Source organism: Pseudomonas glycinae (assembly GCF_001594225.2).
Taxonomy (GTDB): Bacteria; Pseudomonadota; Gammaproteobacteria; order Pseudomonadales; family Pseudomonadaceae; genus Aquipseudomonas; species Aquipseudomonas glycinae.
In genome coordinates this window covers 3,712,231-3,726,398 of the sequence record NZ_CP014205.2, presented here as the reverse complement: position 1 = coordinate 3,726,398, position 14,168 = coordinate 3,712,231, and the positions used below count along the sequence as shown (strand labels likewise).

Sequence of the window (14,168 nt, the reverse complement as noted above, 5' to 3'; positions counted from 1 at the left end):
ATCAACCCTCCTTCGCAGGGGTTGGCGCGGATTGACCGCTGTCCTTCAGGGCCTTGGTCACTTCCGGCGGCATGTATTTCTCGTCGTGTTTGGCCAGCACTTCATCGGCAACCACCACGCCATCGGCGTTGAGCTTGCCCAGTGCGACGATGCCCTGCCCTTCACGGAACAGATCCGGCAGGATTCCACGGTAGGTGATGGTCACGGACTTGTTGAAATCGGTGACCACGAATTTGACGTCCAGCGAATCTGTGGAGCGTTGCAGCGAGCCCTTCTCGACCATCCCGCCGGCGCGGATGCGCGTGTCCTGCGGCGCTTCGCCGTTGGCGATCTGGGTCGGGGTGTAAAACAGGTTGATGTTCTGCTGCAGGGCGCTCAGGGCCAGGCCGACGGCAGCGCCGACCCCGACCAGAATTGCCAGGATGATGATCAGACGCTTTTTACGCAGCGGATTCACTTGCCGTTCTCCCGGCGCAGACGACGCGCCTCTTGTTGCAGATGACGCTTGCGGGCCGCGATCGGCGCCGCCACGTTGAGGATCAGTACCGCCAGACAGAAGCCGTAGGCCGACCAGACATACAGGCCGTGATGGCCCATGGCGAGGAAGTCGCCGAATGACGCGAAACTCATCGAGCGGCCTCCAGGCTGTTCTGCACTTCTTCTTTCACCCAACTGGCGCGGGCTTCGCGCTTGAGCACTTCAAGGCGCATGCGCAGCAACAGCACGGCGCCGAAGAAACAGTAGAAACCCAGCACCGTCAGCAGCAGCGGCAGCCACATTTCAACGGGCATCGCCGGTTTTTCGGTGAGGGTGAAGGTCGCGCCCTGGTGCAGGGTGTTCCACCACTCCACCGAGTATTTGATGATCGGAATGTTGATCACACCGACGATGGCCAGCACCGCGCAGGCCTTGGCGGCGCTGTCGCGATTGCTGATGGCGTTGCCCAGGGCGATCACGCCGAAGTACAGGAACAGCAGAATCAGCATCGAGGTCAGCCGCGCGTCCCAGACCCACCACGAACCCCAGGTCGGCTTGCCCCAGATCGCCCCGGTGACCAGCGCCACGGCGGTCATCCACGCGCCGATCGGTGCGGCGCATTGCAGGGCGACGTCGGCCAGTTTCATCTTCCACACCAGCCCGACCACCCCGCACACCGCCAGCATCACGTAGATCGACTGAGCGAGCATCGCGGCGGGTACGTGGATATAGATGATGCGAAAGCTGTTGCCTTGCTGATAGTCCGGCGGCGCGAAAGCCAGGCCCCAGATGACGCCAACGCAGATCAGCAACAACGCTGCGATGCTCAACCACGGCAGGAACTTGCTGCTGATGCCGTAGAACCACTTGGGCGAGCCGAGCTTGTGAAACCAGGTCCAGTTCATACTGTTTCCATCACGGGTGCCGCTCATCGGTGTGAGCAGTCTCAGGGTCTTTGCTGGTTAAATTTTAACCAGACCTCATTATTCGCCGACGCTGATCTTCAGGCCAGCCGCTATTGCAAAAGGTGTCAGGGTTATTGCCAGGGCGGTCAGGCTACCAAGCCACAACAGATAACCAAGCGCCGGCATGCCCTGCAACGCCGCCTGCAAGGCGCCACTGCCGAGGATCAACACCGGGATGTACAACGGCAGAATCAGCAGCGCCAGCAACAGGCCTCCGCGTTTCAGACCGACCGTCAGCGCCGCGCCCACCGCGCCGAGCAAGCTCAGCACCGGTGTTCCCAGCAGCAACGAAAGCAGCAATACCGGCAGACACGCAGCCGGCAACCCGAGCATCAACGCCAGTAACGGCGAGAGCAAAACCAGTGCCAGCCCGGAAAAAAGCCAGTGTGCCAGCACCTTGGCCAATACCAGAAGTGGCAGGGGGTGCGGCGAAAGGACCCACTGTTCAAGGGAGCCATCTTCGAAATCACTGCGGAAAAGCCCGTCCAGCGAGAGCAGGACCGACAAAAGTGCCGCCACCCAGACTAACCCCGGGGACAAGTTTTGCAATACTTGAGTTTCCGGTCCGACGGCCAGCGGGAACAGCGCGATGACGATGGCGAAGAAAATCAGCGGATTGGCCAGCTCCGCCGGGCGGCGGAACAGCAGTCGGGATTCACGGGCAACCAGCAGGCCGAACACACTCATACCGCCCAATTCCCCAGGTCGATGTCGCGATAACCGGCCGGCATCCGGCTCAGCGTGTGGTGGGTGGTGAGCACCACCAGCCCTCCCCGTTCGCAGTGCCCGGCCAGGTGTTCTTCAAGCTGTGCCACGCCCTGCTTGTCCAGCGCGGTGAACGGTTCGTCGAGAATCCACAACGGCGGGCTATCGAGATACAACCGCGCCAGCGCCACGCGGCGCTGTTGACCAGCGGACAGACTGTGGCAGGGAACATCCTCGAAACCGCGCAATCCAACCGCCGCCAGGGCCTGCCAGATCGCGTCGCGTTCGGCGGGTTGATGCAGGGCGCAGAGCCAGGCGAGGTTTTCTTCCGGCGTAAGCAAGTCCTTGATCCCGGCAGCATGGCCGATCCACAGCAGGTTGCGCGCCAGTTCGCTGCGTTGCTCGCCCAGTGGCTTGCCGTTGAGCAATACCTGGCCATCGGTCGGCTGCATCAGACCGGCCAGCAAACGCAGCAGGCTGGTCTTGCCGCTGCCGTTGGGGCCGCTGATCTGCACCATATCGCCACTGGCCAGTCTCAATTCGAGATTGTCGAAGAGCAGTCTGAGATCACGTTCACACGCGAGGGCGACGGTTTGCAGGACAGGACTGGTCAAGGGATCACGGGCCTTATACGGTTCAAGTCGGCTCTGGCGCGGCCGTTAAAGAGTTGCAGCATAAATGCAATGACGGCTCAATCCAGAGAGCTGCGTCAAACAATTGCTATGTTTTTTGAACGAATGGAAGGACGGGCGGCATTATACATGGCGTCCCCCGCTCTCCCGAGTGCATTTTCCTCAGGTTGTGTCCGCGTATGACAGGCGAAATGAACATCCTCCCGCTCCCGCCCACCACCCCGGCGACCGTTCGCCCGCAGGTGGGTGAGCTGCTGAAGTTGCTGACGCCGGTCGACGGGCTGATTGCCGCCGGCCAGAGCGCAAAAGCCGAGGTGTTGTCGCTCAAGCAGGCGGATCAGACCTTTGAGTTGCTGCTCAAGGTGACACTGGACAGCGGCCGTCAGACCACCGTGCAGGCGACCAGCAATCTGCCGCTGCCTCAGGGCACCAGTCTGGCGATCACCCAGCCGTCGGCGGGCAATCTGGCGATCACCGTGCAACAGGCCATCGCCAGCAGCGTCGCCACCCTAACCCGCATCGACACCGCGCAACTGCCGGTCGGCACGCTGCTGCAAGGCAAGGTACTGACGGCTCAGGTCTTGCCGCAGGTGCCGGGGCAACCGACGGTGTACCGCTCGATGGTCAGTCTGCTCAACACCGCGTTGAGCGGCACCACCCTGAGCATCGACAGCCCGCAACCGCTGCGCATCGGCACTTTGCTGTCGGCGCTGGTGCAGGATTCGCAGACCCTGAAGTTTCTGCCGCTGAGCAATCGCCAGGAACAACTGGCGGTCAGCCAGCAACTGGTCAGTCAGCAAAGCCGTCAGGGTTCGCTCGATGGCTTGCTGAAAATGCTCCAGAGCCTGCCCCCCGCCACCGATCAGACCTCCCAGGACTTGCGCGCCGCCGTAGACAAACTGCTCGCCAATCTGCCGGACGTGCAGCAACTGAGCACGCCGAAAGGTCTGGCCCAGGCGCTGGCCAACAGCGGCGTGTTCCTCGAAACCAAACTGCTGACCGGGCAGACCCCGACGCTGGCCCCGGACATGAAAGCCGATCTGCTCAAGCTGATCGCCCAACTCACCCCCGGCTTGCCCGGCAATACCAATCTGAATGCGATCATCGCCGCCAACACGCTGGCCCAGGCGCTACCGAGTTTCGTGCGCAACGCCCTCGGCATGCTCGGTCAGGTCAGCGCGAAACCGGTGCCCAGCAGTTTCCCGCTGCCCGACCGGCTGCTGCAAAGTCTGGAAGGCGAAGGCGATCTGGAACATTTGCTGCGCCTGGCCGCAGCTGCCGTGTCGCGCCTGCAAAGTCATCAGCTGTCGAGTCTGGAACAGACCGGCGTGACCGACGACGGCCGCCTGCTCAGCACCTGGCAACTGGAAATCCCGATGCGCAACCTGCAGGACATCGTGCCGTTGCAGGTCAAGTTCCAGCGCGAAGAAGCACCGGAGAAACAGGAAGCCAACGAGCAGCGCCGCGATGAGCGCGAACCGAAGCAGCAACTGTGGCGCGTCGATCTGGCGTTCGACATGGAACCGCTGGGGCCGATGCAGATTCAGGCGCAATTGATCAGCGGCAGCCTGTCCAGCCAGTTGTGGGCCGAGCGGCCGTACACCGCGAGCCTGATCGAAAACAACCTGAGCGCACTGCGCCAGCGTCTGCTGGATTCCGGGCTGAACGTCGGCGACCTCGACTGCCACCTCGGCACCCCGCCGCAAGGCATCCAAACCCGCCTCGAACACCGCTGGGTCGACGAAACCGCATGAATGACACCACCGCTCCACGCCAGGCCATCGCCCTCAAATACGACGGCAGCCACGCCCCGACCCTCACCGCCAAGGGCGACGAAGAACTGGCCGAAGAAATCCTGCGCATCGCCCGCGACTGTGAAGTGCCGATCTACGAAAACGCCGAGCTGGTGAAGTTGCTGGCGCGAATGGAACTGGGCGACAGCATCCCCGAAGAGCTGTACCGCACGATCGCCGAGATCATCGCGTTTGCCTGGAATCTCAAGGGCAAGTTCCCGGCGGGACAGGACCCGAATGCACCGATGGTCGAGAAGGACATCACCGAACGCGGCGACGATTACTGAAGGCAAAAAAAATCGCAGTCATCGATGACTGCGATTTTTTTCGCTGATTGTTCCCACGCTCTGCGTGGGAACACCCGCCCGTGACGCTCTGCGTCACCCTTCACACGCGGAACGCGGAGCGTTCCAAGATGCATTCCCACGCAGAGCGTGGGAACGATCCAGATCGCAAATATCAGTTCTTGTGCAGCTTGCGCATCAACTCCGCCTCAGCCTGGGTCAACCCGCAGGACTGGGTCAGCTCATCGACACTCGCGCCCATTCCCACCAGTTTCGCCGCCTGGGCGAATGACAGGCTGGAAGGATCGCGCTGTTCGAGCTGGGACAGCTTGTCCGGAATCGGACTGACTACCGCGCGCAGCTCGTGCAGGGCTTCGCCCATGCGCACGTTGCCGTTCTGGTAATCGTCGACACGTTTGGCCAGGTCCCTGATGCGCTGATCACGCAGCGCATCGCCCTGGGCCTGTTGCGCAGCGATCACCCGCTGCGCCTTGATGTACGCCAGAAACATCGCCAGCGTGCCTGCCCAGAACAGGAACAGGACAATGACCGCTACCTCGAGAATCAATCAGATGTTCTCCAGTTCCGACCACTCTTCTTCGCTCATCATCTTGTCCAGCTCGACCAGGATCAGCAACTCGTTGTTCTTGTTGCAAACGCCCTGGATGAACTTGGCCGACTCTTCGTTACCGACGTTCGGTGCGGTCTCGATTTCCGACTGACGCAGGTAAACCACTTCAGCCACGCTGTCGACCATGATGCCCACGACCTGCTTGTCGGCTTCGATGATGACGATACGGGTGTTGTCGCTGATCTCACCGCTCATCAGGCCGAAGCGCTGACGGGTATCGATCACGGTCACCACGTTGCCGCGCAGGTTGATGATGCCCAGCACGTAGCTTGGCGCACCCGGAACCGGAGCGATCTCGGTGTAGCGCAGGACTTCCTGAACGCGCATCACGTTGATGCCGTAGGTTTCGTTGTCCAGCTTGAAGGTCACCCATTGCAGGATCGGATCTTCGGAACCCTTTGCCGCCGTAGCCTTGTCGTTCATACCCTAGCCCCTCGAAAAACCGCGCCTGGCGGTGTGTGTTTCGTTCGCCGGCATTTGAATGCCGGTACTGTCGTTATGTCGGTTTGTGGTTCGGCTTACTGCCGGACATGTGCTTTGCCCCACCGCTGGCGATCAACTCGGCCAGTGCGGAAACATCGAGCAAGGCGCACATGTGTTCAATCACCGTGCCGGCGAGCCATGGCCGCTGACCCCGGTGACTTCTCCATTTGATTTCATTCGGGTCCAGGCGCAACGAGCGACTGACCTGATGCACCGCCAGGCCCCACTCGTAACCCTGAACCGAAATCACGTATTGCAGACCCTGACGGAAATCGTCGCGATAACGGTCCGGCATGACCCAGCGTGCGGTGTCCAGCACCTTCAGATTCCCGGCCTGGCTTGGCAGGATGCCGAGGAACCATTCCGGCTGACCGAACAGCGGCGTCAGCTCATGGCCGGCCAGCGAATAGATCGAGCCCAGGCACACCAGCGGCACGGCCAGGGTCAACCCGGCGACGTCGAACAGCAGGCATTCGAACGCTTCCGAAGCCCAGGCGGGACGACCGTCGGTTTCCACCGGTGGCGGCGTGTTGCTGGGTGGCAGATGCACTTCCACCAGTGGCGCAACCAAGGTCGGTTCGACCGGGGCTGGCGCAGGCGCTACAGGCTCGGGCTCTGGCGCCGCCGGAGCCTGTGGCGTTTGCAGAAGTTGGGTTTGCAGCAGCGGTGCCAGGGTCGATACCACGCGCACCGGCTCAGGCTCTTTGATCAACGTCGCAGGTGCCTTGGCTACCACAGCGGCAGGCGCTGCAACCGGGGCCACCGGCCGGGCGGCTTTTTGCGCATCCCGGGCCTGCTCTTCAAGCACGGCGGCCTGGAATTCATCCAGCGCCGCAGCGGTCTCGACCACCTCGACCGGCGCCACGACTGGTTGCTCGACCTCGTCCGTCACTTCCTGCAGCAAGCCGTCCAGATAGGACTGCAGCGCCAGTTGCGGCTTGGACGTCAGCTTGATCGGCCGATTCATGCTCAAGCCACCTGCGGAACGAGTTGCTGCGCCAGCAGATGCTTGAGCAGCGCGCGGTAAGCCAGCACACCACGGCTCTTGCCGTCGAACTGCGAAGGCGTGACACCGGCACGACTGGCGTCGCGCAGACGGGTATCGACCGGGATGTAACCCTGCCAGATCTCGTCGGGGAATTTGTCGCGCAGTACGCGCAAGGTGCCCATCGACGCCTGGGTACGGCGGTCGAACAGGGTCGGCACGATACTGAACGGCAGCGCCTGTTTGCGTGAGCGGTTGATCATCGCCAGGGTGTTGACCATGCGCTCCAGGCCTTTGACGGCCAGGTGCTCGGTCTGCACCGGGATCACCAGTTGCTGACTGGCGGCCAGGGCGTTGACCATCAGCACGCCGAGCAACGGCGGGCTGTCGATGATTGCGTAATCGAAGTCCTGCCACAGCTGCGCCAGACTCTTGGCGATCACCAGCCCCAGGCCACTCTGCCCCGGCGATTGGCGCTCGAGGGTGGCCAGCGCGGTGCTCGACGGCAACAGGGAAATGCGCTCATCGCTGGTCGACAGCAGCAGTTGGCCCGGCAGACCTTGCGGCACGCCGCCCTTGTGCAGAAACAGGTCGTAGTTGCTGTGTTCCAGGCTGTCGGGGTCGTAACCGAAATAGCTGGTCATCGAGCCGTGCGGGTCGAGATCGACCACGACCACGCGCTTGCCCGCCTCTGCCAGCAACCCGGCTAAAGCGATGGAAGAAGTGGTTTTACCAACACCACCCTTTTGATTGGCGACTGCCCAGACTCTCATTCGGATCGTTCCTCCCGGCCGGGATACTCGGCCGAGACATGGTTCAGCGTATTAATGCGGGCGACGGAGAATTGACGGCACTCTCGCGTCCCGGCGTCTTGACCGGGGTCGGTGCAGTTTGTGTGCCAGCACGCTTCAACGCAGCATCCGGTTGCGCATGGGCGGTTCCGGTGCCGGTCAGGCTGCGGCGCACATCGAGATTGCGCGACACCACCAGCACCACACGACGGTTCTTCGCCCGGCCTTCGGCGGTGGCGTTGTTGGCCACCGGCTGGAATTCGCCGTAGCCCACCGACGCCAGGCGGCCAGGGTTCACACCCTGCATCGCCAGCATGCGCACGATGCTCGCCGACCGCGCCGAGGACAGTTCCCAATTGGTCGGGTACTGCGCAGTGCGGATCGGTTGATCGTCGGTGAAGCCTTCGACGTGGATCGGGTTGTCGAACGGTTTGAGGATCGTTGCGACCTTGTCGATGATGTTGAATGCGATGTCGCTCGGCATCGCATCACCGCTGCCGAACAACAGGCTGGAGTTGAGTTCGATCTCGACCCACAGCTCGTTGCCGCGCACGGTCATCTGGTTCGACGAGATCAGGTCGCCGAACGCGGCACTGATGTCATCGGCGATGCTTTTCAACGGATCGCTGGCCCCGGCGATGCCGGCGTCAACCTGTTCGGCATCCTTGACCAGCGGCTTGGCCGGGGTCACGGTCTTCGGTCGTTCTTCACCGATCGGGATCGGCTTGAGTGCGCGGTCGGAGTCGGTGAAGACCCCGATCAGCGCTTCGGAGATGATCTTGTACTTGCCTTCGTTGATCGACGAGATGGAGTACATCACCACGAAAAAGGCAAAGAGCAAGGTGATGAAGTCGGCGTAGGAAACCAGCCAACGTTCATGGTTTACGTGCTCTTCATGCTGGCGACGACGTGCCATGAGGTCAGTCCCTTAATCCATGAAGCCCTGGAGCTTCAACTCGATGGAGCGTGGGTTTTCACCTTCGGCGATCGACAAAATACCTTCCAACAACATTTCGCGATAACGCGATTGCCGCAACGCGATTGACTTCAGTTTGGCGGCAACCGGCAGCAGCACCAGGTTGGCACTGGCCACACCATAGATGGTGGCGACGAATGCCACGGCGATGCCGTTGCCCAGTTGCGACGGATCGGCCAGGTTGCCCATCACATGGATCAGGCCCATCACCGCACCGATGATGCCGATGGTCGGCGCGTAGCCGCCCATGCTTTCAAACACTTTGGCCGCTTCGACATCGCGGGCTTCCTGGGTGTAGAAATCCACTTCGAGGATGCTGCGGATCGCTTCCGGCTCCGCGCCGTCGACCAGCAGTTGCAGGCCCTTGCGCGAGTAGGCATCAGGCTCGGCATCCGCCACGCCTTCCAGACCCAACAGGCCTTCCTTGCGCGCGGTGAGGCTCCAGTTGACTACGCGGTCGATGCCGCCGGCCAGGTCCACACGCGGCGGGAAAAAGATCCAGGCCAGAATCTGCATGGCGCGCTTGAACGCGCTCATCGGCGATTGCAGCAGCGCGGCACCGATGGTGCCACCGAGCACGATCAGCGCTGCCGGGCCGTTGGCCAGCGCGCCGAGGTGACCGCCTTCCAGGTAGTTGCCGCCGATGATGGCGACGAACGCCATGATGATCCCGATAAGGCTTAGAACATCCATCAGACGCATGCCTCGACGATGTGCTTGCCGATATCGTCCAGGCTGTACACCGCGTCGGCGAGGTCAGCCTTGACGATGGCCATCGGCATGCCGTAGATCACGCAACTGGCTTCGTCCTGAGCCCAGACCGTGCTGCCGCCCTGCTTGAGCAGGCGTGCGCCTTCACGGCCGTCGGCGCCCATGCCGGTCAGCACGACCGCCAGAACTTTGTCACTGTAGGATTTGGCTGCAGAACCGAAGGTGATGTCCACGCACGGCTTGTAGTTCAGACGCTCGTCGCCCGGCAGGATTTTCACCGCGCCACGGCCGTCGATCATCATCTGCTTGCCACCCGGCGCCAGCAGCGCCAGGCCCGGACGCAGGATGTCGCCATCCTCGGCTTCCTTGACGCTGATGCGGCACAGCTTGTCCAGGCGTTCGGCGAAGGCCTTGGTGAAGGCCGCCGGCATGTGCTGGATCAGCACGATCGGTGCCGGGAAGCTGGCCGGCAACTGGGTCAGGACCCGTTGCAGGGCTACCGGGCCGCCGGTCGATGTGCCAATCGCCACGAGCTTGTAGTTCTTGCGTTTCGGGGCCGGCGACGAAGCGCTGGCCGCTGGCGCGCGAGTCGGTGCAGGCGCAGGTGCCGGACGGGCCGGAGCGCTGTGGCTGCCAAAGCTCGACGGCGCCGCTGCCGGAGTCGGCGCAGGCGCAGGTGCAGCGGCAGGCGCCGGCGCCGGCGCACTGTAGGCACTGAAACGACGGTTACTGCGCGAGATGCTGTGCACCTTCTCGCACAGCAGTTGCTTGACCTTCTCCGGATTGCGGGAGATGTCTTCGAAATTCTTCGGCAGGAAATCCACCGCGCCGGCATCCAGCGCATCCAGGGTGACCCGGGCGCCTTCGTGTGTCAGCGAGGAGAACATCAACACCGGGGTCGGGCAGCGCTGCATGATGTGCCGCACGGCCGTGATGCCATCCATCATCGGCATCTCGTAGTCCATGGTGATCACGTCCGGCTTGAGGGCCAGTGCCTGATCGATCGCCTCTTTACCGTTGGTTGCCGTGCCGACAACCTGGATGCTCGGATCCGCTGAAAGAATTTCCGAGACGCGGCGGCGGAAAAAACCCGAATCGTCCACCACCAGGACTTTGACTGCCATAAACACTCCATTAGGTGCGGCGGGACGTTGTCGCCCCGCCGCCCCGGATTCAAATACGCCGTGCGGCGTAACGCTTGAGCATGCTCGGAACATCGAGAATCAGTGCAATGCGGCCGTCACCGGTGATGGTGGCGCCGGACATGCCCGGAGTTCCCTGGAGCATTTTGCCCAATGGCTTGATGACCACTTCTTCCTGGCCGACCAGTTGATCGACGACGAAGCCGATCCGCTGGGTGCCCACCGAAAGGATCACCACATGGCCTTCGCGCTGCTCTTCGTGAGCGGCGGAGCTGACCAGCCAGCGCTTGAGGTAGAACAATGGCAGCGCCTTGTCCCGCACGATCACCACTTCCTGGCCATCCACCACGTTGGTGGTCGACAGGTCGAGGTGGAAGATTTCGTTGACGTTCACCAGCGGGAACGCGAATGCCTGGTTGCCGAGCATCACCATCAGGGTCGGCATGATCGCCAGCGTCAGCGGCACCTTGATGACGATCTTCGAGCCCTGGCCCTTGGTCGAGTAGATGTTGATCGAACCGTTGAGCTGGGAAATCTTGGTCTTCACCACGTCCATGCCCACACCGCGGCCGGACACATCGGAGATCTCGGTCTTGGTCGAGAAACCCGGGGCGAAAATCAGGTTGTAGCACTCGGTGTCGCTCAGGCGATCGGCGGCATCCTTGTCCATCACACCGCGTTTCACGGCGATGGCGCGCAGGACGTTCGGGTCCATGCCCTTGCCGTCGTCGGAGATCGACAGCAGGATGTGGTCGCCTTCCTGCTCGGCCGCCAGGATCACCTTGCCGCCACGGGCCTTGCCCGAGGCTTCGCGTTCTTCCGGCGACTCGATGCCGTGGTCGACGGCGTTGCGCACCAAGTGGACCAGCGGGTCGGCCAATGCCTCGACGAGGTTCTTGTCGAGGTCGGTCTCTTCACCCACCAGTTCCAGGTTGATCTCTTTCTTGAGCTGGCGTGCCAGATCGCGAACCAGACGCGGGAAGCGGCCGAAGACTTTCTTGATCGGCTGCATCCGGGTCTTCATCACCGCGGTCTGCAAGTCGGCGGTGACCACGTCGAGGTTCGACACGGCCTTCTGCATCGACTCGTCGCCGCTGTTCAGGCCCAGGCGCACCAGACGGTTACGCACAAGCACCAGCTCGCCGACCATGTTCATGATTTCGTCGAGACGTGCGGTGTCCACACGCACTGTGGTTTCGGCTTCAGTCGTCGGTTTTTCCGGTGGCGGCGTCGCCGGTGCACGGGCCGGAGCCGGTGCTGCAGCGGCTGGCTTGGCCGGTTCAGCTTTCGGCTCAGGTGTTTTTGCAGCAGGTTTTGCCGCAGCGGCCGGGGCCTTCGCAGCTGGCGCTGCAACCGCCGAAGCATTGCCGGCAGTCACGACGGCACCGGTGGCGACGTCAGTGAACTTGCCTTTGCCATGCAGATCGTCGAGCAGCGATTCGAACTCGTGGTCGGTGATCAGATCGCTACCGGCCGCAGCGGCTGCCGGAGCAGCCGTCGCAGGGACCGCAGCAATCGCCGACTCCAGCGCATCGACGGCAAAGTTGCCCTTGCCGTGCAACTGATCGAGCAAGGCTTCGAATTCGTCGTCGGTGATGTCCGAGCTGTCGCCCGCCGCCGGAGCAGCAGGTGCCGCAGCAGCCGGAGCCACGGCGTCGGCCGCGAACTGGCCCTTGCCGTGCAACTGATCGAGCAGCGACTCGAACTCGGCGTCGGTGATTTCATCGCTGGCCGCTTCGGTGGAAGCAGGTGCAGCGGCAGCCGCCGGGGCTTCGGCTTCGGCCTTGACGGCGTTCAGCGAGTCCAGCAACTGTTCAAATTCGTTATCGGTGATGTCACCCGAATCGCCTTCGACGACCAGTTCTTCGATCATCTCGGCAACGGGCGAAGCCGGAACTTCATCCGCCGATTGCGGTTCGGCCAGACGCGCCAGGGCGGCCAGCAGTTCCGGGGTGGCGGCAGTGATCGGGCTGCGATCGCGGACTTCGCTGAACATGCTGTTCACCGCGTCCAGCGCTTCGAGCACCACGTCCATCAGTTCTGCATCTACGCGTCGTTCGCCCTTGCGCAGGATGTCGAACACGTTTTCGGCGATGTGACAGCACTCCACCAGCTCGTTGAGCTGAAGGAAGCCGGCGCCCCCTTTTACAGTGTGGAAACCGCGAAAAATTGCGTTGAGCAGATCTGCGTCATCCGGGCGGCTTTCCAGCTCGACCAGTTGTTCGGACAGTTGCTCAAGAATCTCGCCGGCCTCAACCAGGAAATCCTGAAGGATCTCTTCATCGGCGCCGAAGCTCATTAATGGGGTGCTCCTACAGGTCTAAAAACCCAAAAAACCTATAATTCCAAAACTCTAGAATCCAAGGCTGGATAACAAATCGTCCACATCGTCCTGACCGGACACAACGTCTTCTCGTTTATCGGCATGAATCTGCGGACCTTCACCCTGCGAGAGATGTTTTTGTGGATCTTTTTCAGCAAGCATCGCCGCACGGTCATGTTCGATGCCCGCAAAGCGGTCCACCTGGCTGGCCATGAGCACGAGCTTGAGCAGGTTGCTTTCGACTTCGGTGACCAACTGGGTCACGCGTTTGATCACCTGGCCGGTGAGATCCTGGTAATCCTGGGCGAGCAGAATGTCGTTCAGATTGCTCGACACCGCGCGGTTGTCCGCGCTGCTGCGTGCCAGAAAACCGTCGACCCGGCGCGCCAGCTCACGGAACTCCTCAGCCCCGACCTCACGGCGCATGAAGCGGCTCCAATCGGCGCTCAAGGCCTGGGCTTCGTCAGCCAGGCCATTGACCACGGGGGTCGCGCTTTCCACCAGATCCATGGTGCGGTTGGCGGCAGCTTCGGTCAGTTTGACCACGTAGCCCAGGCGCTCGGTAGCGTCGGTGATTTGCGACACTTCCTCAGCCTGCGGCATGTGCGGATCGATCTGGAAGTTGACGATCGCACTGTGCAGTTCACGCGTGAGCTTGCCCACTTCCTGGTACAGGCCACGGTCACGGGTCTGATTGAGCTCATGGATCAGTTGCACGGCGTCGCCGAACTTGCCTTTTTCAAGGCTTTCGACCAGTTCGACTGCGTGTTTTTTCAGGGTCGACTCGAAATCGCCCAATGAAGATTCGTTATGCTCCATAGCTCCCCCGCGCGTCATCAGCCGATGCGTTCGAAAATCTTCTCGATTTTTTCTTTCAGCGCCTGAGCCGTGAAAGGTTTGACCACGTAGCCGTTAACGCCGGCCTGGGCCGCTTCGATGATCTGCTCGCGCTTGGCTTCAGCAGTCACCATCAGCACCGGCAGGTGCTTGAGCTTTTCATCGGCGCGCACGTGGCGCAGCAGATCGATGCCGGTCATGCCGGGCATGTTCCAGTCGGTCACCAGAAAGTCGATGCTGCCGCTGTTGAGCACCGGAATGGCAGTGACGCCATCGTCGGCTTCAACGGTGTTGGTGAACCCGAGATCACGCAACAGGTTCTTGATGATCCGCCGCATCGTTGAGAAGTCATCAACGATGAGGATTTTCATGTCTTTGTTCAATTCGACCTCCAAGCAGTCTTAAACGCGCCCAGCACCTGGACGCGCCATTT

General features: G+C 61.8%; 17 protein-coding genes. 2 read left to right on the top strand and 15 right to left on the bottom strand.

The annotated features are described in order from the left end of the window. Position 1: 1 nt before the first annotated feature. From ccmE to ccmA, 5 genes are all read right to left on the bottom strand, one after another. A complete protein-coding gene (gene ccmE, locus AWU82_RS16975) occupies positions 2 to 457 on the bottom strand; it encodes a cytochrome c maturation protein CcmE (protein ID WP_011333086.1) in 456 nt (151 codons plus the stop codon). Next, positions 454 to 630 carry a heme exporter protein CcmD gene (ccmD, locus tag AWU82_RS16970; RefSeq protein ID WP_064378635.1) on the bottom strand — a complete coding sequence of 59 codons (177 nt, stop codon included), beginning with the start codon at positions 628 to 630 and terminating at the stop codon, positions 454 to 456. The genes ccmE and ccmD overlap by 4 nt, the downstream gene beginning before the upstream one ends. After that, positions 627 to 1,382, bottom strand: a complete 756-nt coding sequence (locus tag AWU82_RS16965) for a heme ABC transporter permease (protein WP_011333084.1) — start codon at positions 1,380 to 1,382, stop codon at positions 627 to 629. Before AWU82_RS16965 ends, ccmD begins: the two co-directional genes overlap by 4 nt. A gap of 78 nt (positions 1,383 to 1,460) precedes the next feature. Beyond that, positions 1,461 to 2,129 carry a heme exporter protein CcmB gene (gene ccmB / locus AWU82_RS16960; RefSeq protein WP_011333083.1) on the bottom strand — a complete coding sequence of 223 codons (669 nt, stop codon included), beginning with the start codon at positions 2,127 to 2,129 and terminating at the stop codon, positions 1,461 to 1,463. Beyond that, positions 2,126 to 2,761: a cytochrome c biogenesis heme-transporting ATPase CcmA gene (gene ccmA / locus AWU82_RS16955; protein WP_007959232.1), complete on the bottom strand. Its 636-nt coding sequence runs from the start codon at positions 2,759 to 2,761 to the stop codon at positions 2,126 to 2,128. The genes ccmB and ccmA overlap by 4 nt, the downstream gene beginning before the upstream one ends. Positions 2,762 to 2,958: 197 nt before the next feature. Between ccmA and AWU82_RS16950 the strand changes: the two genes are divergently transcribed. Both AWU82_RS16950 and AWU82_RS16945 read left to right on the top strand, forming a co-directional pair. Then, the gene (locus AWU82_RS16950) at positions 2,959 to 4,533 is read left to right on the top strand and encodes a flagellar hook-length control protein FliK (RefSeq protein ID WP_064378634.1); all 1,575 of its coding nucleotides are present in this window, start codon (positions 2,959 to 2,961) and stop codon (positions 4,531 to 4,533) included. Further along, a complete protein-coding gene (locus tag AWU82_RS16945) occupies positions 4,530 to 4,859 on the top strand; it encodes an EscU/YscU/HrcU family type III secretion system export apparatus switch protein (RefSeq protein WP_064378633.1) in 330 nt (109 codons plus the stop codon). Before AWU82_RS16950 ends, AWU82_RS16945 begins: the two co-directional genes overlap by 4 nt. Positions 4,860 to 5,031: 172 nt before the next feature. Here the strand turns inward: AWU82_RS16945 and AWU82_RS16940 are convergent, their stop codons facing one another. From AWU82_RS16940 to AWU82_RS16895, 10 genes are all read right to left on the bottom strand, one after another. Beyond that, positions 5,032 to 5,424, bottom strand: coding sequence for a DUF2802 domain-containing protein (locus AWU82_RS16940; RefSeq protein WP_039769738.1), 393 nt, complete (start codon positions 5,422 to 5,424; stop codon positions 5,032 to 5,034). Next, positions 5,425 to 5,910, bottom strand: a complete 486-nt coding sequence (locus tag AWU82_RS16935) for a chemotaxis protein CheW (protein ID WP_007959223.1) — start codon at positions 5,908 to 5,910, stop codon at positions 5,425 to 5,427. A 73-nt stretch (positions 5,911 to 5,983) separates the two neighbouring features. Beyond that, positions 5,984 to 6,937: a CheW domain-containing protein gene (locus AWU82_RS16930; protein WP_064378632.1), complete on the bottom strand. Its 954-nt coding sequence runs from the start codon at positions 6,935 to 6,937 to the stop codon at positions 5,984 to 5,986. Positions 6,938 to 6,939: 2 nt separating this feature from the next. Further along, the gene (locus tag AWU82_RS16925; RefSeq protein WP_011333076.1) at positions 6,940 to 7,728 is read right to left on the bottom strand and encodes a ParA family protein; all 789 of its coding nucleotides are present in this window, start codon (positions 7,726 to 7,728) and stop codon (positions 6,940 to 6,942) included. Between the two features lie 43 nt (positions 7,729 to 7,771). Beyond that, positions 7,772 to 8,662: a flagellar motor protein MotD gene (motD, locus tag AWU82_RS16920; RefSeq protein WP_064378631.1), complete on the bottom strand. Its 891-nt coding sequence runs from the start codon at positions 8,660 to 8,662 to the stop codon at positions 7,772 to 7,774. 12 nt (positions 8,663 to 8,674) lie between these two features. Beyond that, the gene (locus tag AWU82_RS16915) at positions 8,675 to 9,415 is read right to left on the bottom strand and encodes a flagellar motor protein (protein WP_064384022.1); all 741 of its coding nucleotides are present in this window, start codon (positions 9,413 to 9,415) and stop codon (positions 8,675 to 8,677) included. Next, the gene (gene cheB, locus AWU82_RS16910; RefSeq protein ID WP_064378630.1) at positions 9,415 to 10,557 is read right to left on the bottom strand and encodes a protein-glutamate methylesterase/protein-glutamine glutaminase; all 1,143 of its coding nucleotides are present in this window, start codon (positions 10,555 to 10,557) and stop codon (positions 9,415 to 9,417) included. Before cheB ends, AWU82_RS16915 begins: the two co-directional genes overlap by 1 nt. Before the next feature lie 49 nt (positions 10,558 to 10,606). Beyond that, the gene (locus AWU82_RS16905) at positions 10,607 to 12,874 is read right to left on the bottom strand and encodes a chemotaxis protein CheA (RefSeq protein ID WP_064378629.1); all 2,268 of its coding nucleotides are present in this window, start codon (positions 12,872 to 12,874) and stop codon (positions 10,607 to 10,609) included. A gap of 54 nt (positions 12,875 to 12,928) precedes the next feature. After that, a complete protein-coding gene (locus tag AWU82_RS16900) occupies positions 12,929 to 13,717 on the bottom strand; it encodes a protein phosphatase CheZ (RefSeq protein ID WP_064378628.1) in 789 nt (262 codons plus the stop codon). Between the two features lie 17 nt (positions 13,718 to 13,734). Beyond that, positions 13,735 to 14,106 (bottom strand): chemotaxis response regulator CheY, encoded by a 372-nt coding sequence (locus AWU82_RS16895; protein ID WP_064378627.1) that lies wholly within the window; start codon positions 14,104 to 14,106, stop codon positions 13,735 to 13,737. Between the last annotated feature and the right edge of the window lie 62 nt (positions 14,107 to 14,168).

Excerpts from the sequence above, each read along its gene's own strand:
- AWU82_RS16925 (WP_011333076.1), bottom strand. The coding sequence starts at position 7,728 with ATGAGAGTCTGGGCAGTCGCCAATCAAAAGGGTGGTGTTGGTAAAACC.
- AWU82_RS16915 (WP_064384022.1), bottom strand. The coding sequence starts at position 9,415 with ATGGATGTTCTAAGCCTTATCGGGATCATCATGGCGTTCGTCGCCATC.
- cheB (WP_064378630.1), bottom strand. The coding sequence starts at position 10,557 with ATGGCAGTCAAAGTCCTGGTGGTGGACGATTCGGGTTTTTTCCGCCGC.
- AWU82_RS16935 (WP_007959223.1), bottom strand. The coding sequence starts at position 5,910 with ATGAACGACAAGGCTACGGCGGCAAAGGGTTCCGAAGATCCGATCCTG.
- AWU82_RS16965 (WP_011333084.1), bottom strand. The coding sequence starts at position 1,382 with ATGAACTGGACCTGGTTTCACAAGCTCGGCTCGCCCAAGTGGTTCTAC.
- AWU82_RS16945 (WP_064378633.1), top strand. The coding sequence starts at position 4,530 with ATGAATGACACCACCGCTCCACGCCAGGCCATCGCCCTCAAATACGAC.
- AWU82_RS16930 (WP_064378632.1), bottom strand. The coding sequence starts at position 6,937 with ATGAATCGGCCGATCAAGCTGACGTCCAAGCCGCAACTGGCGCTGCAG.
- AWU82_RS16905 (WP_064378629.1), bottom strand. The coding sequence starts at position 12,874 with ATGAGCTTCGGCGCCGATGAAGAGATCCTTCAGGATTTCCTGGTTGAG.
- AWU82_RS16950 (WP_064378634.1), top strand. The coding sequence starts at position 2,959 with ATGACAGGCGAAATGAACATCCTCCCGCTCCCGCCCACCACCCCGGCG.
- ccmD (WP_064378635.1), bottom strand. The coding sequence starts at position 630 with ATGAGTTTCGCGTCATTCGGCGACTTCCTCGCCATGGGCCATCACGGC.
- motD (WP_064378631.1), bottom strand. The coding sequence starts at position 8,662 with ATGGCACGTCGTCGCCAGCATGAAGAGCACGTAAACCATGAACGTTGG.
- AWU82_RS16900 (WP_064378628.1), bottom strand. The coding sequence starts at position 13,717 with ATGGAGCATAACGAATCTTCATTGGGCGATTTCGAGTCGACCCTGAAA.
- ccmB (WP_011333083.1), bottom strand. The coding sequence starts at position 2,129 with ATGAGTGTGTTCGGCCTGCTGGTTGCCCGTGAATCCCGACTGCTGTTC.
- AWU82_RS16895 (WP_064378627.1), bottom strand. The coding sequence starts at position 14,106 with ATGAAAATCCTCATCGTTGATGACTTCTCAACGATGCGGCGGATCATC.